The sequence below is a fragment of the Burkholderia sp. BE12 genome, from assembly GCF_002959955.1.
Classification (GTDB): Bacteria; Pseudomonadota; Gammaproteobacteria; order Burkholderiales; family Burkholderiaceae; genus Burkholderia.
In genome coordinates, this window is the sequence record NZ_PREY01000036.1 from 41,579 (window position 1) to 62,723 (window position 21,145).

Genomic DNA, 21,145 nt, shown 5'->3' on the forward strand with positions numbered 1-21,145 from the left:
CCGGCACGTGGTGGCGATCGTTCAGCTCGCCGCGTCGAATGTGGGGCCGTCCCAGCCGTCGACGTACTTCGGCCGCGCATCGACGATGTCGATCATGCGTTGCCGGTAGAACAGATCCATCGTCGGCTGCAGGTCGGCGGGCAATTGGCCGCCATGCGCACGCGCAGTCAGGCTGTTCGGCACGACGCGCATGCCGAGCCGGTTCGTTCCGAACACGATTTCGCCGCACGACGCGCACCACGCCCGCGACATAGACTTCGACGGATGCGGAACCTCCCGCGGCCGCCGTCGAGCGGGTCATGTCGTCTCGTCGAAAATGGAGGCGACAGTAAAGGAGCATGCAGACAACGAGGCCCGCGGCGGCCGCGAGCCCCGTTGCACGCGCAACGACCGCTGCGTCAGAACTTCTGGCGCAGCCCGAGGCTCACGATCGCCTGCGAGCGCGAATCGGACGAATGGCCGTTCGCCTTGTCCGACACCGACGCGGTCGCGGCCACCGGCCGGCCGAGCGCGTCGAGCGTCGTGCCGGACGCACGCTGGTATGCGCCGAGCAGGTACACGCTGGTGCGCTTCGACAGGTCGTAGACGGCGCCGAGCGTGACGTTGTGATACTGCGCACGGTTGTCGATGCCGTCGACGTCGCTGCCGCGCGTGTAGCTGTAGCCGGCGAACAGCTGCGTCTGCGGCTGCACGTTCCAGCGCGTGAACACGCCGGCGACGTTGAACGTCGCGTGGCCGCTGAACAGCGACTGCGCGCCGCTGCGGTACTGCACGTTGCTGTAGTTCACGCCAACGACGGCCGGGCCGAAGTCGTACGTCGCACCGGTCGCGATCACCTGCTGCGACTGCGCGCTCGCATAGCCTTCGTTGATCGACGAATTGAACAGGCCGTCGTCGGTGCCTTGCCACTTGCCCGCCGTCGGATCGGTCGCGCCCGTCTTGCTGTTGTCCGAGCGCTCGTAGCCGACGCCGACGCGCAGCGGGCCGGCCGCGTACGCGGCGCCGACGCTCCACGTGTTGCGCTGCTTCATGCTGCCCGGCTGGCCGCCGAAGCCGTACAGCGCGCCGAACGTGAAGCCCGCGTAGTTCGCGCTCGTGTACTTGATCGAGCTGTCGACGCGCGCGGTCTGGTCGAGATCGTCGATGTCGCCCGGGTGCGCGCCGAAGCCGCCGATGAACGACGACGGGCCGACCGGGCTCACGAAATCGTCGAGCGACGTGTACTGACGGCCGAGCGTGATCGTGCCGTAGCGGTCGCTGCCGACGCCGACGAACGCCTGCCGGCCGAACTGGCGGCCGCCCTGACCCGACGTGCCGTTGGTGATGTCGAAGCCGTTCTCGAGGACGAACAGCGCGCGCATCCCGCCGCCGAGATCCTCGGAACCCTTGATGCCCCACCGGCTGCCGGACAGGTTGCCGGTCGTGAGCCCGACGCTCGAATGCCCGGTGTACGCGCCCGCGGCGCCGACGCGTTCGTTGCTGCGATAGGTCACGCCCGCATCGACGATGCCGTACAGCGTGACGGAGCTTTGCGCGGCGGCGATACCCGCGAGCGAGAGCAGCAGCGGGGCTGCGATCAGTTGCTTGTTCATGGTTTCATGTCTCCGGGCGGTGAACCCGTTGTTCTGGCTGTTGCGAGTAACGCGCGGGCGCCGACATCCGCCGGCGGTGCGAGGCCGGCGACGTTCGCGCGCGACGATGCGGCGGGCATGCCCGCTGCGGCCGGTATGGTAGTTGGAACCGGTTCCGTTCCAAAGCGGAATAATGACAACAGTTTTTTGTTGAAATTGAGATAGTCGGATATGCGACCGGGGGTGCGGCTGGCGCGCCTGTACAGTCAGGAGCGACGCAGACGATAATCGGCTGCACGCCTTCCATCGGGAGCTTCTTCATGCATGAAACGACCCTGCTGATCTTCGCCGCCGTCGCGTTCGTCGGCATCGCGACACCCGGCCCGACCGTGCTGCTCGCGCTGACCAACGGCTCGCGCTACGGCGTGCGCCGCGCGGCCTACGGTTTCGCGGGCGCGATGCTGTCCGACTTCGTGCTGATCGTCGCGGTCGCGCTCGGCCTCGGCGCGGTGCTGATGGCGTCGGCGTTCTGGTTCTCGGTCGTGAAATGGCTCGGCGCCGCGTACCTCGCCTATGTCGGCATCCGGCTGCTGATGTCGAAGGGATCGCTCGACGTCGCGGCCGCGCAGGGCGCCACGGCCTCCGGACGCCACGCGTCGATCTTCGCGAAAAGCTTCCTGACCGCGGTGACGAACCCGAAAGGCTATCTGTTCTTCTCCGCGTTCCTGCCGCAGTTCCTCGATCCGCAGGCGCCGCTCGCGCCGCAATACGTCGCGCTCGCGGTCACGTTCGCGCTGCTCGACGGCGTCGTGATGTTCGGCTACGCGCTGCTCGGTGCACGCGCGGTGCGGCTGCTGAAGCGCTCGGGCGCGCTGTGGCTCGAACGCACGTGCGGCGCGATGCTGCTGGCGCTCGCTGGTTCGCTCGCGCTGTACCGACGCCATGCCGCGTAGGCGCCCGGTTCGATGAAAATCGCCGCCCCGCCCCGCTCCGGCTTCCCCGGCCTGTCGCTCCGGCAACTCGAACGCGCGGACCTCGACGCGTGGTACGCGTATCTGTCGAATCCCGACGTCTTCCGCCACACGAGCTGGAACCTGCGCTCGCCCGAGGATCTGCTGCCGCTGTTCGACAACATCGAATCGGCCGATCCGGATTCGGTCCGGCGTCTCGCGATCGTCGACACCGCATCGGGCGCGCTCGCCGGGACGGTCGGGCTGCATACGGTGTCCACCGTGAACCGCTCGGCGGAGATCGCGTACGACCTCGCGCCGTCGCACTGGGGGCGCGGCATCGCGAGCGCGATATGCGAAGCCGTCACCGCGTGGGCGTTCGCGCACGGCGGCTTCATCCGCATGCAGGCCGTGGTGCTGACCAGCAACGCAGGCTCCGCGCGCGTGTTGCAGAAGTGCGGCTACCGCTACGAAGGGCTGCTGCGCGCCTACAAGATGGTGCGCGGCACGCCGGGCGATTTCGCGATGTACGCACGGCTCGCGACCGACTGACGCGCCGCCCGCGGCCTCGCGCGCCGACGCCGCCACGCGATTGGACGGCCCGCGCCGAATTGGCGACAATCGCCGTTCCCCTCATCGACACTCCGCCATGAAAATCGCCGCGCTATCCGACATCCACGGCAACCTCGCCGCGCTCGACGCGGTGCTCGACGACGTCCGCCGCCGCGGCGCCGACGTGATCGTCAATCTCGGCGACATCGTGTCGGGCGCGCTCCATCCGGCCGAGACGGCCGACCGCCTGATCGCGCTCGGCCTGCCGACCGTCAAGGGCAATCACGAACGGCAGTTGCTCACCTACGATCGCGACGCGATGCGGCTGTCCGATCGCTGGGCGCACGACACGCTGCGCGCCGACCAGCTCGACTGGATCGCCGCGCTGCCCGAACGCCTGATGCTCGACGGCGACGTGCTGATGGTGCACGGCACGCCGGCCAGCGATCTCGTCTATTTCCTCGAAACGGTCACGCCCGACGGCTGCCGCGCGGCCACGCCCGACGAAGTCGCGCAGCGCGCGGGCGACACGGCGGCCTCGCTGATCCTGTGCGGCCACACGCACGTGCCGCGTACCGCGAAGCTCGACGACGGCCGGCTGATCGTCAATCCGGGCAGCGTCGGGCTGCAGGCGTACGCGGACGACCTGCCGCATCCGCACCGGATCGAAACCGGCTCGCCCCATGCGCGCTACGCGATGGTGTCGCGCACGGCGGCCGGCTGGAACGTCGAATTCCATGCGGTCGAATACGATTGGCACACGGCCGCCGCCATCGCGGCCTCGCGCGGTCGCGACGACTGGACCGCCGCGCTGCGCACCGGCCGCTGCTGACGCGCATCTGCAACGCGTGTGACGTCGCGCACATCGCACAGGTCACACACATCGGCACGCGCCTGAAACCGCGACGCTCGCGCGCCGCGTCGCGTCACCCCGCGCTCCTCAGCGTCAGCCTCGCTTCGAGCCCGCCGCCGTCGGACCGGTTGTTCAGCGTGAGCGTACCGCCCATCGCAAGCGCCAGTTGCCGCGCGATCGCGAGGCCGAGCCCCGTGCCGCCCGTATCGCGATTGCGCGACGTCTCCACGCGCCGGAACGGCTCGAACACCGCGTCGAGCTGATCGTCCGGAATGCCGGGCCCGCGGTCGAGCACCGCGATCACCGCGCCGCCGTCCGGCGCCGCCCGCACGTCGATCTCGGCCGCGCCCGCGAACTTCAGCGCGTTGTCGACCAGATTGCCGACGATGCGGCGCAGTGCCTTCGGCCGCGTGACGAGCGCGAGCGGCGCGCCGCTGTGCAGCGCGACGTCCTGCCCCGCATCCGTGTAGTCGTACACGATGCTGTCGAGCAGCGCGTCGAGATCGATGCGGCGTGCGGCCTCCTCGGTGCCGTGCAGCGTCCGCGCGTACGCGACGCCCTCCTTCACCAGATGCTCCATCTCCAGCAGGTCCTGGCGCAGCTTGGCGCCCTGCGTGTCGTCGTCCATCACGTCGACGCGCAGCCGCATCCGCGTGATCGGCGTCTGCAGGTCGTGCGAGATCGACGCGAGGATCTGCATGCGCTCGGCCATGTACTGCGCGATGCGGTCCTGCATCGCGTTGAATGCCCGCGCGGCGCGCGCGACTTCCGACGGCCCCTCTTCGCTCAGCCGCTCGCCTTTCAGATCGGGGCCGAGCGCATCGGCGGCCTGCGCGAGCTGGTTGAGCGGCCGCGTCGCGAGCCGCACCGCGAGCCAGCAGCACGCGGCCAGCACCGCGAGCTGCACCACGAGCACGGCCGGCAGCCAGCCCGACAGCGGCACCGTCGACATCGGATGGATGTCGATCGTCAGCGGCGACCCGTCGGTCAGCCGCAGATGCACCTGCAGATGTTCGCTGTCGCCGGGGATCGAATTCGCGGTCAGCGGGTAGTCGCCGCCGATCCCGTCCGAGATCGAGCGCTCGACGCGCGCCGACAGCCGCGCCTCCGGCGGCGTGCCGGTTTGGCCGGGCCCGAGGATGAACGCATAGCTGCGCCGCGCGAGGCGCGGCAACCACGCGGCCCGCTCGGCCGGCGGCAGATGGTCGAGCAGCGCGACCGAGCTCGCGACCTCGCGCTCGATGTAGCCCATCATCAGGTTCGTGGTCGCCTGGTCTCGCTCGGTCACGGTCAGCCAGAACGACAGCGTCTGCGCGAGCGCGAGGCCCACGCACAGGATCAGCGCGAGCCGCGCGAACAGCGAGCGCGGCCAGTGCCACGGCATGCGCGCGTTCATGGCGTACCGCCGACGGAGGTCACGGCCGACGAGAACACGTAGCCCTCGTTGCGCAGCGTCTTGATGTAGCGCGGTTCGCGCGCGCCGTCGCGCAGGCGCTGGCGCAGCCGGCTCACGAGCAGGTCGATCGAGCGGTCGAACGGGTCGGACTGGCGCCCTTGCGTGAGATTGAGCAACTGGTCGCGCGTCAGCACGCGCTGCGGGTTGTCGAGGAACACGCGCAGCAGCCGGTATTCGGCGCCGCTCAGCGCGACCAGCGTGCCTTCGGCGTCGAGCAGGTGGCGTCCGGTCGTGTCGAGCTGCCATTCGCCGAATGCGAGTATCGCGGCCGTTTCCGTCACCTGCATGCCGGGCGGCAGCATGCGCGCGCGGCGCAGCACCGAGCGGATCCGCGCGAGCAGCTCGCGCACCGCGAACGGCTTGGCCAGGTAATCGTCGGCGCCCATCTCGAGGCCGATGATGCGGTCGGTTTCCTCGCCGCGTGCGGTGAGCATCAGCACCGGCACCGTGCGGAACTTGCCGGCGCGCAGGTCGCGGCACAGCGTCAGGCCGTCCTCGCCGGGCAGCATCAGGTCGAGCACGATCAGGTCGGGCGCGCCGTCATCCAGCGCGTTGCGCATCTCCCGGCCATTCGCGGCCAGCGACACGCGCATGCCGTTCTTCTCCAGGTAGTCCGCGATCAGTTCGCGGATCGCGCGATCGTCGTCGACGATCAGCACGTGGTCGATCTTGTCCATGAGTCGTTGTAGGTGTCGGTATCGGTGTCGGGGTTCGGGCGGGCGATGTCCGCTTTTATACCGCACGGCGGGCACGCGTTTGTATCCCAATGTATCGCGCCACCATGACGACACACAACATTGCATACGCGCGGCCGGCCGGACACATCGCAGATACGTCGGCGCCGCCTAATGGGGCCTGTCGAAACCCGTCCAGCCGCCGCCAGCGCGCCGCGGCCCCCAACGATCAGGAGAACGCCATGCTGCCCCGACTCAAGACCGCCGCCCTCGTCATCGCCCTCGTCGCCACGGCCGGGCTCGCCGCCTTCGCGGGCACCCGCGACGACGCGGGCGCGCAGACGTCGCCGGCCGGCATGGCGGCGCCCGGTTTCACCGGCATCGACCGCTGGCACAACAGCGCGCCGCTGACGCTCGAACAGTTGCGCGGCAAGGTCGTGCTCGTCGATTTCTGGACGTACTCGTGCATCAACTGCATTCATACGATTCCGTACGTGAACGACTGGTATCGGAAGTATCGCGACCAGGGGCTCGTCGTGGTCGGCGTGCATACGCCGGAATATCCGTTCGAACGCGATGCGAAGAACGTCGCCGATGCGATCAAGCGGTTCGACATCCGGTATCCGGTCGCGCAGGACAACCGCTACGACACGTGGCGCGCGTACGGCAACCAGTACTGGCCCGCGCTGTACCTGATCGATGCGAACGGCAAGATCGTCTATACGCGTTATGGCGAGGGCGGGTACGACAAGACGGAGGCGGCGATTCGCGCGGCGCTCGCGCAGGCGGGGGACGGGATGAAGGGTTCGACGCGCACGCAGTGACCTGCGCGGCGCGGGCGCGATACTCGCCCGCGCGCCGCGGTCCTCGTGCGCTCACGTGTGCTTCGCGTCGGCCTCCGCGAGCATCGCCTCGCCGATCGCGAGATGGCCGTCCGCGACCAACGCTTCGCCGGCGCCGCGGATATCGGCCTCGGCCTTGTTCTGTCCGAGCTTGCGCTTGCCGACGAGCCGCGTGATCTTGACCTGCAGCCCGACGATCGATTGCAGCATCGTGTCGATGTAGTCCTGCGGCGCGTCGCCCATCTTCCACGGCACCGGCTGCGACGCCTCGTGCGTGCGCGTCAGCCGGGCGACCACGCCGCGCACGAACTTCTCGTCGTCGCGCACCGCGATGCGGCCGTGCGCATGCACGACCCGGTAGTTCCACGTCGGCACCTGCCGGTGCGCGACGTGCTTGCTCGGATACCAGTTCGGCGAGATGTACGCGTCGCCGGCACGAAAGATCACGAGCACCTCGTCGCCGTCCGCGACGTCCTGCCAGACCGGATTCGCCCGCGCGACGTGCGCGTGCAGTTCGCCGAGCCCGCCGTCGTCGGGCACCAGCTCGAACGGAATGTGGTTCGCGTCGAGCCCGCTCTTGCCGTGCGTGATCAGGCTGCCGAACGGGTGCTGCACGATCAGCTCGCGCAGCGCGTCGGGATTGGGTTCGTTGAAATCGGCGGGGACGTACATGTCGGCTCCACGGTCGTGCGGGCTGGGAAATGGCGCGGGCGCAGGCCCGTCATGCGTCGATTGTGCCCCTAAACTGGTTTATGCTGTAGAGCCGGTTTGAAACAATTTCAGCAGACCAGAATCATGGCAAGAACGGCCCGGATCGTCGAAATCCCGTCGCTCGGCGCGCTCGACCGCGCGGCCGGCGACCTGAGCCGCCAGCTCGCGCAAGCGCTGCGCGACGCGGTGCGCCGCGGTGACGTCCGGCCCGGCGACACGCTGCCTTCCACGCGGCTACTGGCCGCGTCGCTGCAGGTGGCGCGCGGCACCGTCGTCGATGCGTACGCGCAGCTCATCGCCGAAGGCTTTCTCGAATCGCGGGGCGGCGCGGGCACGCGGGTCGCGAACGCGCTCGCGGAGCCGGCGCCCGCCACCGAACCCGAACCGCCGGCCCGACGCGGGCGCCCGGCGCACGACGGCCTGCCCGAGCCGGCCGCCACCTTCGCGCGAATCGCCCGCGAATTCAGTCCGCTGCCGGCCATGCCGTTCGCGATCTCGGTGCCGGTCGGCCTCACCGCGCCCGACGACATCTGGCGCCGGCTCGGCAATCGCCTGCGCGCTCGCGGCGCCGGCGCGCCGTCCGGCTATGCCGATCCGCAAGGCGCGCTGCCGCTGCGCGAAGCGATCGCCGACTACGTGCGCCGGTCGCGCTCGGTGCGCTGCGATGCCGGCCAGGTCGTGATCACGAGCGGCACGCAGCAGGGGCTGCATCTCGCGAGCCAGGTGCTGCTCGGCGTCGACGACCGCGCGTGGGTCGAGAATCCGGCCTATCGCGGCATCACCGCGCTGCTCGAAAGCACCGGGCGGCGCGACGCGATGGTGCGCGTGCCGGTCGACGCCGACGGCCTCGACGTCGACGCCGGCGTCCGTCTCGCGCCCGGTGCGCGCGCCGCGTTCGTCACGCCGTCGCATCAGTACCCGCTCGGCATGCCGCTGAGCATGGCGCGGCGCAATGCGCTGCTCGCATGGGCGCGCACGCACCGCGCATGGGTCGTCGAAGACGACTACGACAGCGAATTACGCTACGAAGGCTATCCGTTCCCGTCGCTGCAGGGCCTCGCGCCCGACCGCGTGATCTATCTCGGCACCTTCAGCAAGATCCTGTTTCCGTCGCTGCGGCTCGGCTACGTGATCGCACCCGACGATCTCGTGCCCGCGTTCTGCGGCGCGCGCGTGCTGATGGACCGCCACGCGCCGACCGCCGACCAGCACGTGCTCGCCGCGTTCATCGCCGAAGGCCATCTCGATCGCCACATCCGCCGCGTGCGCGGCGTCTATGCGGAACAGCGCGCGCTGCTGATCGACACGCTCGGCGCGCGGCTGCCGCGCGAGCGCGCGTGGGTGCAGCCCGGCGACCAGGGGATGCACGTCGTGCTGTGGCTCGCGCAAGGAATCGACGATCTCGACGTGGTCGCGCGCGCCGCCCAGGCCGGCGTCGCGGTGCGTGCGGTGTCGCCGATGTTCGCGCCCGGCACGGCGCGCCCCGGGCTCGTGCTCAGCTTCGGCGGGTTCGGCCGCGCGCAGATGGAAGCGGCCGCGCAGCGGCTCGCGGACGTCGTTTCGTCTGCGGGATCGCGGCCCCGCACGCCGTAAAAGGTTGTCGGCGGGCAACAAACGTAATCGTCTGTAAATCCTGCAAGCAAACGGCCGTTTCGGCGGCCGGCGCGCGGGCTCCGTTTGCTAGGATCGCGCGTCTTCCTTCCGCGTCCCTGCCGCCTTGAATCGCTTCGTGCCGTTTCTCCGAAACGCGTGGCTCCGTTGCCGCGCCCGTGTCGCGCCGCTCGCCGCCGCGTGCCGCACGCGCGTCCGCGCACTGTGCGCCGGCGCGCTGCATCGCCTGCGCCATCCGACCCGGCGCGGCGTGGCGCTGACGCTCGCCGCGATTCCCGTGCTGGGCCTGCTGGTCCTGCTCGCGTTCGTTCCGTTCACGCCGAGCATCGGCGACATCCGCAAGGCGCGCATCGACCGCCCCGCGCGCGTGCTGTCGGCCGACGGCCAGCTGATCGCCGAATTCCGGCCCGTGAACCGCGAATGGGTACCGCTCAAGCAGATCTCGCCGCACATGGTCGACGCGCTGATCGCGACCGAAGATCACCGCTTCTACGCGCATCACGGCATCGACTGGCGCCGCACGCTCGCGGCCGGGCTGCATACGTTCTCGGGCGACCGCCAGGGCGGCTCGACGATCACGCAGCAGCTCGCACGCAACCTGTATCCCGACGAAGTCGGCCGCGCGCCGACGCTCACGCGCAAGATGAAGGAGCTGATCACCGCGTTCAAGATCGAATCGGTGTACAGCAAGGACGAGATTCTCGAAACCTACCTGAATACCGTGCCGTTCCTGTACAACGCCTACGGCGTCGAAATGGCCGCGCGCACCTACTTCGGCAAGTCGGCGGACCAGCTCGACATCGCGGAAAGCGCGACGCTCGTCGGGATGTTGAAGGGCAACAGCTACTACAACCCGGTGCTGAATCCGGAGCGGGCAGTCCAGCGGCGCAACATCGTACTCGGCCGGATGGCGCAAATGGGCATGTTGTCGCCGCGGCAACTCGCGAAACTGCAGCACCAGCCGCTGCGCGTCGACTTCGAACGGCAGACGGCGCAGCCGGGCCTCGCGCCGCATTTCGCGGTGCAACTGCGCAAGTGGCTGATCGCGTGGGCCGACCGCAACAACTACGATCTCTACTCGGACGGCCTCGTCGTGCGCACGACGCTCGATGCGCGGCTGCAGGACATGGCCACGCAGGCGCTGACGCGGCAGACCGAACGGCTGCAGGCGATCGCCGACGGCGCATGGCGCGGGCCGTCCGGCTGCGGGCTGCGCAACGATCTGTTCCGCGACTTCATGCGCCAGACGCCCGAGTATCGCCAGGCGCGCGACACGGGGCTCGCCGACGTGGTTGCGCTGAAGCAGCTCGGCGCGAATCGCGACTTCATGCGTGCGCTGTGCGAGCGCAAGACGCAGGTACAGGCTGGCTTCGTCGCGATCGATCCGCGCAACGGCGCGATCCGCGCCTGGGTCGGCAGCCCCGATTTCGGCAGTGCGCCGTTCGATCACGTCTCGCAAGCGCGGCGCCAGCCGGGTTCGACATTCAAGCCGTTCGTCTATGGCGCCGCGTTCGCGGACGGGATGCGGCCGGGCGATACGTTCGTCGATCGCCCCGTCGCAATTCCGATCGACGGCCGCGCCGTGTGGCGGCCAACCGATGCGGAACCGCCGACCGGCGAGCCGATGACGCTGCGCGACGGGCTCGCGCTGTCGCGCAACCGTATCACCGCGCAGGTCATGCAGCACGAAGGCCCCGCGAAGGTCGCGCAGCTCGCCCGCGCGATGGGGGTGCGCGACAGCCCGCTCGATGCGGTGCCGTCGCTCGCGCTCGGCACGAGCCCCGTCACGCTGAAGGAAATGGTGTCCGCGTACGGCACGATCGCGAACCGCGGCGTGTACGTTGCGCCGCAGATGATCACGCGCATCGAGGATCGCGACGGCAAGGTGCTCGCCGCGTTCGGCAGTGCGCCGCCCGAGCGTGCATTACCGGTGGCCGCGGCGCAGACGCTCGTCGACGCGATGCGCGGCGTCGTCGATTACGGCACCGGCGCCGACATCCGCTCGCGCTACGGAATTCGGATCGACGTCGCGGGGAAGACCGGCACGACGCAGGACAACACGGACGGCTGGTTCATCCTGATGCATCCGCAACTGGTGGCCGGCGCGTGGGTCGGCTTCGACGACGGCAGCGTAACGCTGCGCAGCGACTACTGGGGCGCGGGCGCGCACAGCGCGCTGCCGATCGTCGGGTCGTTCTACGATGCGGCGCTGCGCGCGCGGGCGATCGATCCGCACGTGCAGTTCTCGCCGGACTTCCGGCCGCGCAGCGCGCCGGCGCCGAAGCGGCGCGCGCAGCATTCGGGTTTGTTCGACTGGCTGAGGTTCTTTCGCTGAGCGTGCCGGCGACGCGCCGGGCTACCGAGGCGTCGTCGTCGCGTGGCCGTCCGCGTACAGCCACACGGGCACGCCGTCGTCGCGCAATGCGGCGACCGGTTCGTCCACGCTCCAGCGCTGCGCGATCTCGACACGGCGGACGAACCACGGCATCGACGTCGCATGCGCGGCATCGTCGTCGCGATCGTCGACGAACAGCGTGTCGTCGCCGATCCGCGTGTAATGCGCCGGATGGAGCACGGTGCCGTCCGCGCGCAGCACCGTCGCGCGCACGTCGTTGCCGTCGTCGTGCTGCACGCAGGCCAGCCAGCCGTGATCGGCACCCCAGAACAGGCCGGCGACATCGTCGTAGCGCCCCTGCGCGATCGTCGCGCCCGTCTCGAGATCGCAGATCGCCAGCTGCACCGGCTCGCCCGGCAGGACGCCGATCGCGTAACGCGTGAACAGCTCGCCAGGCACCGCTTCGTCGTCGGGCAACCACGACAGCGCGCCCATGTCGACGAAGTCGAACGGCGTGAGCACGCGGCCCTGCCCGTCGACGATCGCGCAACGCCCGTCGTCGCGCCGCACGATATGGCGGATCGCGCCGAGTTCGTCGAACATTTCCGCGTGGTCGCCGTCGGTCAGCGGGGCCACTTCCGCGTAATGCGGGTCGACGATCACCCGGCCTTTCGCATCGACGAGACCGACGTGACCATTGCGCCGCGCGACGAACGCGGCGCACTCGGACGACCATTCGAGCGCCGCCCACTCCGGCTGCGCGCGCCATTGCCCGTCGCGCCCGATCAGCCCCCACCGCCCGCCTTCGGCTACCGCCGCGACGCCGCCGCTCACGAATTCATGCGCGTCGTCGAAACGCGGCGGAATCACCCACGCGCCATGCGTGTCGACGAAGCCCCAGCGGCCGTCCAGGCTCGCGGACGCGACGCCGCCGGCGAACTCGCCGAAATCGTCGAGCGTCGGTTCCAGCACCCATGCACCGTCCGTACGCACAAGCCCGAACCGCTCGCCAACGCGCACGCAGGCGACGTCGCCGCTGAAATCCCATACCGCGTCGAACGCCGGTTCGCGCACGATCCGCGCCCCCCCGCCGTCGGCGAGCAACAGGCCGACCTTTCCGTGGCGCGCGGCCCACAACAACCGATCGTTACGCGCGCCGCTAGCCCACAGGTTCGCCCATTCGGGCGGCACGATCACGCTCCATGCATCGTCGGTTTCGCGCCGTACGCCCCACTGCCCGTTGCGCGCGCGAAAGCTGAACGTGCCGTCGCCGAGATAGTCGCCATGCAGTTCGCCGCCGCCGAACAGATCTTCATAGGTCGCACGGCGCGGCGGTTCCTGGCGCCAGAAGTAGTAGTGCGACAGGCCGCCGAACCCGAAGCCCCACGCCCAGTCGCGCCAGTCGGCGGGCATGTCGATCTCGAGCACGTCGCGCACGCCGCGCACGTCACGGAAGTCCATGCAGTTCGCGACGCGCCACCACAGGCGCGTGCAGGCATCGCGCTCCTCGTCGATGTAGTCGTTCGGATCGCCGTCGTCGAGCCATGACAGTTCGTCGAGGTTCGCGGATAGCCTGGGCGCGCCATGCGCGTCGCCGAGCGCATCGATCGATTCGCCGAGATGACGCACGACCGCATCGAACTGGCGCGCCAGCGCCGGATCGTCGCCCGGCAGCGGATACGCGGCGACGAACGATGCGAGCCGGCTGACGCGCGCATGCGCGGCGCGTGCGTCGCTCACGAGATTCGACGTGCCGGCGTCGCCGAACACGCGCTGATCGGTAATCGCGTCGCCTGTGCCGCCGTCGGCAAGCAGCACGCGCCACAGCAGCGGGAAGTGGTTATTGGATTCCGCGAACGGGATCGTTCGCGCGTCGTCGCCGTCACCGGCCTGGAGATAGAGCCATGCTCGATTGCCCATCGGAAGGGTCGCCCTCGTTTTTATTGTCGCCGTGATCGTGTCGGCGCTCATTATAGGAGTACGCCAGACGCCGGCGATCGCCGCCTGCGTCGCGCCCCATCGCCGTCATCGTTCAACCATGGCGGCGCGCAGGCACGCTGTCCGATTTCGAGGGCGACCACTTTCCCCATCCGAAAGAATCGCCGGCCGGGCGACGCGCCGACCGGCGAAGCACTCGATCGCGTTCAGCCCGTGGCGAGCGTGCCTGCCAGCGCGTCGAACTCCGGCGCCCATGCCGCACGCCACGTAGCCTTCGTCGCGTCATCGGCCCACGCGCCGTCGATCCCGTTCAGCATGAACTGCTTCAGCTCCGCGACCGTGAAGCCGAAATGGCTGAACATCAGCTCCCACGCCTCGCTCGGATTGACCTTGTGCAGCGTGGGATCGTCGGTATTCGGATGGATCTTCAGCCCGAGACCCGGCATCTTGCGCATCGGATGCAGCTCCGCCCATTGCTCCGGCGGCAGCGTCCGCAGGTAGTACGAATTCGTCGGCACGACGGTGAACACGATCCCGCGTTCCGCATAGCGCGCGCACAGCTCGGGGTTGTCGACGATCGTATAGCCGTGATCGACGCGATCGACCTGCAGCAGATCGACGGCCGTCTCGACGTTGCGCCACGGCATCCCGAACTCGCCCGCATGCGCGGTCGTGCGGAAGCCGGCCGCGCGCGCATTGCGGTAAGCCTTCCAGAACAACTCCGGCGGCCGGTCGTTCTCGCGATAGTCGATCCCGAGCCCCGCGACCTCGTCCGCACGATTCGCCTTCATCCATTCGACGATCGCCACTGCTTCGTCGGGGTCCTGCTCACGATCGATGCTCGGAATCAGGCGCGCGCCGATCCCGAAGTCGCGCGCGGCATCGCGGATCGCCGTCACGATCGCGGCCTGCGCGTCCGCATACGTGATGCCCGAGATGCGCACCGTACCCGTGGGGTTCCAGAAAAATTCTGCATGCCGAACGTTGTGCGCGGCCGCGTCTTCCAGGTACTCGTACGTGATCCGCCGCAGGTCGTCGGGCTGCGTGAGCAGATACTTGTCGAGCGCGCGCAGTACGTGCAGCACGCCGACCGGCTTCTCGCCGCGCGCATAGAACGCATCGATCTCCGCACGCTCGATCGGCGCGCCGCTGCGTTCCGCGAGCGCGACGAACGTGTCGTGCCGCACCGCGCCGAGCAGATGGCAATGCAGCTCGACCTTCGGCAGCGCGTGGAAGAAGGCCCGATGGGCCGGCGTGATGTCGATGCCCGTGCGCGCGGCCGGGACGTTGCCTGGTGTTCCCTTCATATCAGTCTCTTGTGGGTAGTGCCGATGCGTCGCGAAAGCCGTCTCTCAGTGCGGCTTCACGACGGTCCAGAAGTAATAGCCGAGCGGAATCGCGAGCACGACGAGCCCCCACGACAGGTCGCGCCAGCGGCCGGCCAGCAGCTTGACGAGCACGTAGCACAGCAGCCCGCCCGCAATGCCGGTACCGAAACTGTTCGACATCAGCGTGAGCAGCACCATCGACATCACGGGCAGCGCGTCGGTGAAGTCGTCGAAATGCGTATGGCGGATCGTGGCGAACATCGACAACCCGATCAGGATCAGCGCCGGCGCGGTGGCCTCCTTCGGGATCGCGAGCGCGACCGGCACGAACAGCAGCATCGCGGCGAACAGCACGGCAGCAGCCAGCGACGACAGCCCGCTGCGGCCACCGGCCTCGACACCAGCCGCCGACTCGATCAGCGCGGTCAGTGCGGGAATGCCGAACACGGGGCCGAGCGTCGCGGCGAGCGAATCGACGAGGAACGGCCGGTTGATGTTCGGCAGGTTGCCCTGTTCGTCGAGCAGATTTGCCTTCGCGCCGACCGCGAGCGCAGTGCCGAGCGTGGAGAAGAATTCGGCCGCGAAGAACGCGAACAGGTACGGCGCGGCGGCCAGACTCAACGCACTGCCGATATCGAGCTTGAACGCGATCGGCGCGATGCCGTGCGGCAGCGACATGAACGACGCGGGCAGGTGCGTGACGCCGAGCGGCACGCCGGCCGCGGCCGCGACGAGAATCGCGATCAGGATCGCGCCGGGCACCTTGCGCGCCTGCAGCACGATCGCGACAGCCAGGCCGATCAGCGCGACGAGCGCGCCCGGCCGCGAGAAGTCGCCGAGCGCGAACGCGTTGGTCTTCGCGTTCGCGACGACCATTCCCGCATTGCGCAGCCCGAGCATCGTGACGAACAACCCGATCGACGCGCCGAGCCCGAGCTTGATCTGCACCGGGATCAGCCGCACCACGACGCCGCGCGCTCCGAATATCGTCAGCAGGAAGAACAGCACGCCCGACACGCACGCGATGCCGAGGCCCGTCTGCCAGCCGACGTGCTCGGTTGTCGCGAGCGTCACGCCGATGATCACCGAGCCGCCGATACCGGGGCCGACGAGGAACGGCAGGTTCGCGTAGAGCCCCATCAGCGTGGTGAACAGCACGAACACGATGATCGTCGCGGTCGTCGCCGCGCCGCGCTCCATGCCGCCCGTCGCGAGCAGCGACGGGATCACGACGAGCAGGTACGCCGCCGCGAGAAACGACGTGACGCCCGCGATCGTTTCGGTGCGCACGCTCGTGCCGCGCGCGGCGAGCGCGAAGCGGCGTTCGAGCCAGTTGGCCGGCGCACGCGCCGGCATCGTGTCAGTCGCTGACATGGTGGTTCTCCCGTGATTCCGAATATTGTCCTGTGTCGGTTCGCGCAGCGCGGTCTTATACTGCCGCGTACCGCATCCCGACCGTTATTGCCCGATGTCCGACCGCTCGTCGCTGCTGCCCGCGCTCACGCTGCGGCAGGTCCAGCACTTCGTCGTGCTCGCCCATGCACGCAGCTTCACACAGGCCGCGCAGGCGCTGTCGCTCACGCAGCCCGCGCTCACCGCATCGATCCGCCAGATCGAGTTCCTGCTCGGCGGTCGCCTGTTCGCGCGTTCCGCGCACCGGCTCACACTGACGTCCGCAGGCGAAGCCGTGCTGCCGCTCGCCGAACGCCTGCTCAACCAGGCGCGCGGCACCTTCGACGACATGACGCGGCTCACCGGCGAACGCATCCAGACCGTACGCATCGCGTTCATCCCGTCGGTAGCGGGCCGCCTGCTGCCCGCACTCAACACGCTGCGCGACACGCAGCCGACGCTGCGCTTTACGCTCACCGACCTGCCGAACAGCGCGCTCGTCGAAGCGGTGCGCGACGGCGTCGCCGATCTCGGCATCGGCGTGCGCGAACCCGACGGCGACGATGGCACGCTGCGCTACCAGCAACTCTTCGAGGACGAGATCGTGATCGTCGTGCGGCACGACGATCCGCTCGCCCGTGCGAAGAGCGTCACGTGGGCGAAGCTCGTCGATCGCGAACTCGCGGTGTTCGTGCGCGGCAGCGTCAGCGAATCGCTGCATCGCACCGGCGGCGCCGGAAAGCTGCGCCTGAACGTCGCGTACCGGATGGAATACACCGAGCCGCTCTACGCGCTCGCGCGCAACGGCCTCGCGACCGCCGTACTGCCGAGCCTCTACACGATGCATCTGCACGATCCCGAACTCGTCGCGCTGCGCGTCGACAAACCGCGCGTCACCCGCGCGATCTCGCTGATCTCGCTCGCCGGCGACGATCGCGGCCCGCACGTGCGCGCCTGCCGCGAGTGGATTGCGAAGCACATCTGATTCATGATTCCGTTCGCCGCGCGACGGCCCGCGTTCAGGGCAGCTTCGCGATGCGCTCGACGAGCGCCGCGTAGAAGCGGTCCGCGTCGACCTCGTTGATCCACGTCGCGTTCGCCGCGCGGCCGCTGCGCCCATTCCAGTCGACGACGGTCTCGCCGAGCGTCCACTGCCCGGTCGTCTCGACCACGACGTTCACCTTGCGTCCGCCGAACATCGTCGGATCGACGAGATAGCCGACCGCGGTCGGATCGTACATCGGACCGTCGTCGACACCGCGCCGCTTCTTGTTGTATGCCAGTTCGGCCGTCATGATGTCCGCGACGATCGCGCCGCAGCGGTTGCCGAGCGCGCGGAACGGCGCCACGCGTGCCGGCGTGATCGGCGCCTTCACGGCGACGTCGCGCGGCAGCACGACGATCGGCACGCCGCTGCCGAACACCGCGTCGGCCGCCTGCGGATCGACGTAGATGTTGAACTCGGCGGCCGGCGTGATGTTGCCGCGTTCGAAGAACGCACCGCCCATCAGCACGATTTCGCGCAGCGCACCGCGAATCTGCGGTGCCTCGACCAGCGCGGTCGCGATGTTCGTCAGCGGGCCGAGCGCGCACAGCGTCACGCTGTTCGGCGCCGCGCGGCTCAGCGTATCGACGAGATACGACACCGCATGGCCGGCAGCAAGCGGCGCGCGCGGCTCGTGCAGTTCGACGCCTTCGAGCCCTGTCTTGCCGTGCACGTTCGCGGCCGTCACCAGGTCACGCACGAGCGGGCGCGGGCAACCTGCATAAACGGGCAGCGTCTTCGTGCGGCCGGCCCAGTCGCGGATGATCCGCGCATTGCGTTCGGTCAGGTCGAGCGGCACGTTGCCCGCGACGGCGGTCAGCGCGCGGACGTCGAGCCGGTCCTGCGCGCCCAGCGCGAACAGGATCGCGATGGCGTCGTCCTGCCCCGGATCGGTATCGATGATCACCGTGCGGCGCGCGGCGTCGCCGGCGGCGAATGCGCCCGTTTCGGGCAGCAGCGCGGTGCCGGCCAGCGCGGCGGACAGTTTCAGGAAGCTGCGGCGGGATGCGATCGGATGGGTCATGGTCGGGGACTCAGAAAACGTGCCGGACGCCGAGCGTCGCCATCATCTGGCGCGTGCCGGTCGAACGCGCGTACGCGAAGATCTGCGCATGGTCCGCGTCGCCGGCCGCCTGCTGCGCAATCACCGTCAGCGCGACGTCGGTGCGTTTCGACAGGAAGTAATCGGCCTGCAGGTTCACCTGGTGCCATTTCGGACGCTTGTCGATCACGTCGTACTTGCCGTTCGTGAACGCATATGCCGCGCCGAGAAAGAGCTGCGGCGTCATCGTATAGACGACGTTCACGCCGATGTTCTGCAGGTGCAGATGCGAATTGTCGAGGTAATCGTAGCGCACGTCGGTAAACATCGCCGCGAACTGCGCGCGGCCGATCGTGTAGAACCCGCCGGTGCCCGCGATCCGCTGCCGGCTTGCGTACGCCGCCGGCGACATCGCGCTCTTGCTGAAGATCAGCAGCGGCGACGCATAGTCGTTCGCGATCGCGCCGTCCTGGTTCGTGCCGCTGTACGGATGGTTGTACTGCGCGTAGACCGCGCTCCAGCGCAGCGGGCCCCGCTCGTAACCGAGCCCGAAGCTGTATGCGCTGTTGTTCGCGAAGCCCGTCGCGTTGCTGAAGCCGTACAGCGCGGTAAACTTCAGGCCGTAGTAGACGGGGCTCACGTACTTCACCGAGTTCTGCACGCGGATGTCGTTGTAGCCGTTGTCGTTGTCGCCGATGTTCACGCCGTTGCTCGCGATGATCACGGGCCCGATGTAGTCGTGGATCGCGTCGTACTGGCGACCGAACGTCAGCGAGCCGTAGGTGCGGTCGGCGAGGCCGACGTAGGCCATGCGCCCGAACTCGCGGCCGTTCTGCGCGGCCGTGCCCGTCATCACGTTGAAGCCGTTCTCGAGCTGGAAGATCGCGGACAGCCCCTGCCCGAGATCCTCCTTGCCCTTCAACCCCCAGCGCGGATTCTGGTTCGTGCCGGACAGCGCCTGCCAGGCGTTCTTGCCGCCCTGGTTGGTCGCGAACCCGACGCCGGCCGAGATGAGACCGTACAGCGTGATGCTGCTTTGCGCGCCGGCATGGGTCGCGAAGGCGCCGAGCATCGCGAGCGGAGCGAGCTTGTAGAGAGTTTTCATGCGGGTCGTGTGGTCGGTGGTGGTCCAGGCGCGGCGGGGTTCCGCGAAACTGGACTCGACTATACGAACCCGGATCGGATAATAAAAGTTTGCTTTTCTTATGCGTCGATAAAACGGATTTATTCTCGTTTTCATGAGCAGCGAAGCGCGGGCGACACGCCCCGCCGCTGCCGCGTTCGCCGCCTCGGCCGTCAGTCCGCCGTATCGCCGCCCTTCGGCAGCTTCGCCCACGCACCGCGCCCCGGCATCGGCGACCAGGCCGGGCGGGTCTTGCGGGCACTGTCGATCACGACCAGATAGCGGCCCGCGATCGGCGTGATGTCGCGATCGCGACGCAGCACCCACAGCGACTTGCCGTCCTCGACACGCGCCTGGTAATCGTCGTCGAGCAGGCCGTGCCGGTCGAAGAACGTGTTCAGCGACGCCGGTATCCGCACGCACCCTTTCGAGTGCCGGATGCCGAGCAGCGGTTCGAGGCGATCGGGGTCGGTCGCATGCATCTGGAAGCGCATCGGCGATACGCCGCCCTTGCCCCAGCCGCGCTCGCCGTCCACCCAGCCGAAGTCGTAGATGCGCATGTCGCGGCGGCCATAGCCGCGAATGCCGTTCTCGTTCGTCGTCCCTTCCGCGCGGAAGTCCATCGTGTCGGGCGAGTGATGGAACACGCCGAGCGGCGTCAGGAAATGGTCGTACTGGCCCGGCAGCCCGGTGCCGACCGGCGATGCGCCGATCATCAGCCACGCATTGGCCGGCGTCGCGCGGAAGTAGATGAACAGCGCCTGCACGTTCGGCGCGCGGTCGACCATCGCGACGTATTCGCCGGCGAGATCGCCGAGATCCGCATCGGCGAGCGCTTTCTGGAGCCGCTCGCCATACGCGCGCTGCTCGCTCGCCGGCACGTTCAGGCGTCGCGTGACTTCCTGCGTGAAACGCTTGCGCATGTCGAGCGCGCGCGTCGTCGCGTTCTGCGCCTCCTCGGCCGACAGCGGCGGATGCCGGCGCGGCGGAGTGGGCGGAGGAGGCTCGGCCTCGCTGGCGGGCGTGCCGGATGCGGCCGATGCCGGCGCGGTGGCCGACGCGGCGGAAGCGGCCGACGCGCCCGATGCCGCGCTCGCGGGTTCCGCGTGATTCGTTCGTGACGCGGCCGATGTCGGCGCTGCGGCCGATGCGCCCGGCGTCGCATGCGCAGACGAAGCAGGATGCGCAGGAGAGGCCGCCGAGGCAGGCGACGCAACCGATGACGATTGCGCGACAGACGCTGGCGCGTCGGACGCGGCAAAGGCAGGCCGTTCGGCGAGAACAGAAATCGACACCGCGGCAGCGAGCCACACGTATGCGGCGACTGCGCGGTTACGGCAACGCGGCTTCGCAAAACGCCGCGCCAGGTGGGCAAGAATCATACGTTCGAAGCCATCGGCCGATCCGGCCGCCGCGTGGTGCTGGTGCGAGCGGCGCATCTTCCGCGCAAGCCATCGACACGTCCGGCGCATCGCGTGCGCCCGACGCCGACGCCTCTTCGCGGTGGAGTCGTTCGCTGATGCAACGCGGGCGCTCCGATGGCGGCTAATGAGTCGTCAGGCCCTCCATTTTACTCGTCCATACGCGAATCGGCAGCGATGAAAACCGCGATTCCACGGCGAAATTGCGCTTCGTCACGCTTTGTTTCAACTCGTTTCCGCTTGTGTCTTCGTTGCGTGGCAGGCTTGTGTGTTGAATGTTTCAGGTACGCGTCCGAAGGGT

At 68.8% G+C, this 21,145-nt stretch carries 17 protein-coding genes and 1 pseudogene; 7 read left to right on the plus strand and 11 right to left on the minus strand.

Going from position 1 to position 21,145, the window contains the following annotated elements; translation table 11 throughout:
* Positions 1–21: 21 nt before the first annotated feature.
* Together C4B30_RS29615 and C4B30_RS29620 are read right to left on the minus strand one after the other, a co-directional pair.
* Positions 22–267: pseudogene (locus C4B30_RS29615) on the minus strand (GFA family protein); the annotation flags it as partial.
* 131 nt (positions 268–398) lie between these two features.
* A complete protein-coding gene (locus C4B30_RS29620) occupies positions 399–1,592 on the minus strand; it encodes a porin (RefSeq protein WP_089500609.1) in 1,194 nt (397 codons plus the stop codon).
* A 299-nt stretch (positions 1,593–1,891) separates the two neighbouring features.
* Here C4B30_RS29620 and C4B30_RS29630 point away from each other — a divergent pair, with 299 nt between their 5' ends.
* From C4B30_RS29630 to C4B30_RS29640, 3 genes are all read left to right on the plus strand, one after another.
* Positions 1,892–2,524: a LysE family translocator gene (locus tag C4B30_RS29630; RefSeq protein ID WP_105133362.1), complete on the plus strand. Its 633-nt coding sequence runs from the start codon at positions 1,892–1,894 to the stop codon at positions 2,522–2,524.
* Positions 2,525–2,536: 12 nt separating this feature from the next.
* Positions 2,537–3,073, plus strand: coding sequence for a GNAT family N-acetyltransferase (locus C4B30_RS29635; protein ID WP_105133363.1), 537 nt, complete (start codon positions 2,537–2,539; stop codon positions 3,071–3,073).
* Positions 3,074–3,170: 97 nt separating this feature from the next.
* Positions 3,171–3,905 (plus strand): metallophosphoesterase family protein, encoded by a 735-nt coding sequence (locus tag C4B30_RS29640; protein ID WP_105133364.1) that lies wholly within the window; start codon positions 3,171–3,173, stop codon positions 3,903–3,905.
* 94 nt (positions 3,906–3,999) lie between these two features.
* Here C4B30_RS29640 and C4B30_RS29645 read toward each other — a convergent pair whose 3' ends face one another.
* Both C4B30_RS29645 and C4B30_RS29650 read right to left on the minus strand, forming a co-directional pair.
* Entirely contained in the window at positions 4,000–5,322 is a 1,323-nt protein-coding gene (locus C4B30_RS29645) for an ATP-binding protein (protein ID WP_027781455.1), read from the minus strand.
* A complete protein-coding gene (locus tag C4B30_RS29650; RefSeq protein WP_027781456.1) occupies positions 5,319–6,059 on the minus strand; it encodes a response regulator in 741 nt (246 codons plus the stop codon). The genes C4B30_RS29645 and C4B30_RS29650 overlap by 4 nt, the downstream gene beginning before the upstream one ends.
* A gap of 239 nt (positions 6,060–6,298) precedes the next feature.
* Between C4B30_RS29650 and C4B30_RS29655 the strand changes: the two genes are divergently transcribed.
* Positions 6,299–6,880, plus strand: coding sequence for a thioredoxin family protein (locus tag C4B30_RS29655; protein WP_105133365.1), 582 nt, complete (start codon positions 6,299–6,301; stop codon positions 6,878–6,880).
* Positions 6,881–6,931: 51 nt separating this feature from the next.
* Here the strand turns inward: C4B30_RS29655 and C4B30_RS29660 are convergent, their stop codons facing one another.
* On the minus strand, positions 6,932–7,570 hold the full coding sequence (locus tag C4B30_RS29660; RefSeq protein ID WP_105133366.1) for an FMN-binding negative transcriptional regulator: 639 nt from the start codon (positions 7,568–7,570) through the stop codon (positions 6,932–6,934).
* A 123-nt stretch (positions 7,571–7,693) separates the two neighbouring features.
* Here C4B30_RS29660 and pdxR point away from each other — a divergent pair, with 123 nt between their 5' ends.
* The gene (gene pdxR, locus C4B30_RS29665; protein WP_105133367.1) at positions 7,694–9,202 is read left to right on the plus strand and encodes a MocR-like pyridoxine biosynthesis transcription factor PdxR; all 1,509 of its coding nucleotides are present in this window, start codon (positions 7,694–7,696) and stop codon (positions 9,200–9,202) included.
* A 124-nt stretch (positions 9,203–9,326) separates the two neighbouring features.
* Complete coding sequence (locus tag C4B30_RS29670) at positions 9,327–11,555, plus strand: penicillin-binding protein 1A (protein WP_105133368.1); 2,229 nt, start codon at positions 9,327–9,329, stop codon at positions 11,553–11,555.
* A 21-nt stretch (positions 11,556–11,576) separates the two neighbouring features.
* On the opposite strand, the gene C4B30_RS29675 is transcribed toward C4B30_RS29670, so the two are convergent.
* From C4B30_RS29675 to C4B30_RS29685, 3 genes are all read right to left on the minus strand, one after another.
* The gene (locus tag C4B30_RS29675) at positions 11,577–13,475 is read right to left on the minus strand and encodes a WG repeat-containing protein (protein ID WP_105133369.1); all 1,899 of its coding nucleotides are present in this window, start codon (positions 13,473–13,475) and stop codon (positions 11,577–11,579) included.
* A 224-nt stretch (positions 13,476–13,699) separates the two neighbouring features.
* Positions 13,700–14,800 (minus strand): adenosine deaminase, encoded by a 1,101-nt coding sequence (add, locus tag C4B30_RS29680; protein ID WP_105133370.1) that lies wholly within the window; start codon positions 14,798–14,800, stop codon positions 13,700–13,702.
* Between the two features lie 45 nt (positions 14,801–14,845).
* The gene (locus C4B30_RS29685) at positions 14,846–16,195 is read right to left on the minus strand and encodes an NCS2 family permease (RefSeq protein ID WP_027781462.1); all 1,350 of its coding nucleotides are present in this window, start codon (positions 16,193–16,195) and stop codon (positions 14,846–14,848) included.
* 94 nt (positions 16,196–16,289) lie between these two features.
* On the opposite strand from C4B30_RS29685, the gene C4B30_RS29690 reads away from it, so the two are divergent.
* Positions 16,290–17,198: a LysR family transcriptional regulator gene (locus tag C4B30_RS29690; protein WP_027781463.1), complete on the plus strand. Its 909-nt coding sequence runs from the start codon at positions 16,290–16,292 to the stop codon at positions 17,196–17,198.
* 34 nt (positions 17,199–17,232) lie between these two features.
* Here the strand turns inward: C4B30_RS29690 and C4B30_RS29695 are convergent, their stop codons facing one another.
* The 3 genes from C4B30_RS29695 to C4B30_RS29705 form a co-directional block, all read right to left on the minus strand.
* Positions 17,233–18,282, minus strand: coding sequence for a nucleoside hydrolase (locus C4B30_RS29695; RefSeq protein ID WP_027781464.1), 1,050 nt, complete (start codon positions 18,280–18,282; stop codon positions 17,233–17,235).
* A 10-nt stretch (positions 18,283–18,292) separates the two neighbouring features.
* Positions 18,293–19,405, minus strand: a complete 1,113-nt coding sequence (locus C4B30_RS29700) for a porin (RefSeq protein ID WP_089500620.1) — start codon at positions 19,403–19,405, stop codon at positions 18,293–18,295.
* 191 nt (positions 19,406–19,596) lie between these two features.
* Positions 19,597–20,895 carry a hypothetical protein gene (locus C4B30_RS29705; protein WP_105133371.1) on the minus strand — a complete coding sequence of 433 codons (1,299 nt, stop codon included), beginning with the start codon at positions 20,893–20,895 and terminating at the stop codon, positions 19,597–19,599.
* Between the last annotated feature and the right edge of the window lie 250 nt (positions 20,896–21,145).

Excerpts from the sequence above, each read along its gene's own strand:
- C4B30_RS29705 (WP_105133371.1), bottom strand. The coding sequence starts at position 20,895 with ATGCGCCGGACGTGTCGATGGCTTGCGCGGAAGATGCGCCGCTCGCAC.
- C4B30_RS29640 (WP_105133364.1), top strand. The coding sequence starts at position 3,171 with ATGAAAATCGCCGCGCTATCCGACATCCACGGCAACCTCGCCGCGCTC.
- C4B30_RS29660 (WP_105133366.1), bottom strand. The coding sequence starts at position 7,570 with ATGTACGTCCCCGCCGATTTCAACGAACCCAATCCCGACGCGCTGCGC.
- C4B30_RS29645 (WP_027781455.1), bottom strand. The coding sequence starts at position 5,322 with ATGAACGCGCGCATGCCGTGGCACTGGCCGCGCTCGCTGTTCGCGCGG.
- C4B30_RS29650 (WP_027781456.1), bottom strand. The coding sequence starts at position 6,059 with ATGGACAAGATCGACCACGTGCTGATCGTCGACGACGATCGCGCGATC.
- C4B30_RS29635 (WP_105133363.1), top strand. The coding sequence starts at position 2,537 with ATGAAAATCGCCGCCCCGCCCCGCTCCGGCTTCCCCGGCCTGTCGCTC.
- C4B30_RS29695 (WP_027781464.1), bottom strand. The coding sequence starts at position 18,282 with ATGACCCATCCGATCGCATCCCGCCGCAGCTTCCTGAAACTGTCCGCC.
- C4B30_RS29620 (WP_089500609.1), bottom strand. The coding sequence starts at position 1,592 with ATGAACAAGCAACTGATCGCAGCCCCGCTGCTGCTCTCGCTCGCGGGT.
- pdxR (WP_105133367.1), top strand. The coding sequence starts at position 7,694 with ATGGCAAGAACGGCCCGGATCGTCGAAATCCCGTCGCTCGGCGCGCTC.
- C4B30_RS29655 (WP_105133365.1), top strand. The coding sequence starts at position 6,299 with ATGCTGCCCCGACTCAAGACCGCCGCCCTCGTCATCGCCCTCGTCGCC.
- C4B30_RS29675 (WP_105133369.1), bottom strand. The coding sequence starts at position 13,475 with ATGGGCAATCGAGCATGGCTCTATCTCCAGGCCGGTGACGGCGACGAC.
- C4B30_RS29630 (WP_105133362.1), top strand. The coding sequence starts at position 1,892 with ATGCATGAAACGACCCTGCTGATCTTCGCCGCCGTCGCGTTCGTCGGC.
- C4B30_RS29685 (WP_027781462.1), bottom strand. The coding sequence starts at position 16,195 with ATGTCAGCGACTGACACGATGCCGGCGCGTGCGCCGGCCAACTGGCTC.
- C4B30_RS29690 (WP_027781463.1), top strand. The coding sequence starts at position 16,290 with ATGTCCGACCGCTCGTCGCTGCTGCCCGCGCTCACGCTGCGGCAGGTC.
- add (WP_105133370.1), bottom strand. The coding sequence starts at position 14,800 with ATGAAGGGAACACCAGGCAACGTCCCGGCCGCGCGCACGGGCATCGAC.
- C4B30_RS29700 (WP_089500620.1), bottom strand. The coding sequence starts at position 19,405 with ATGAAAACTCTCTACAAGCTCGCTCCGCTCGCGATGCTCGGCGCCTTC.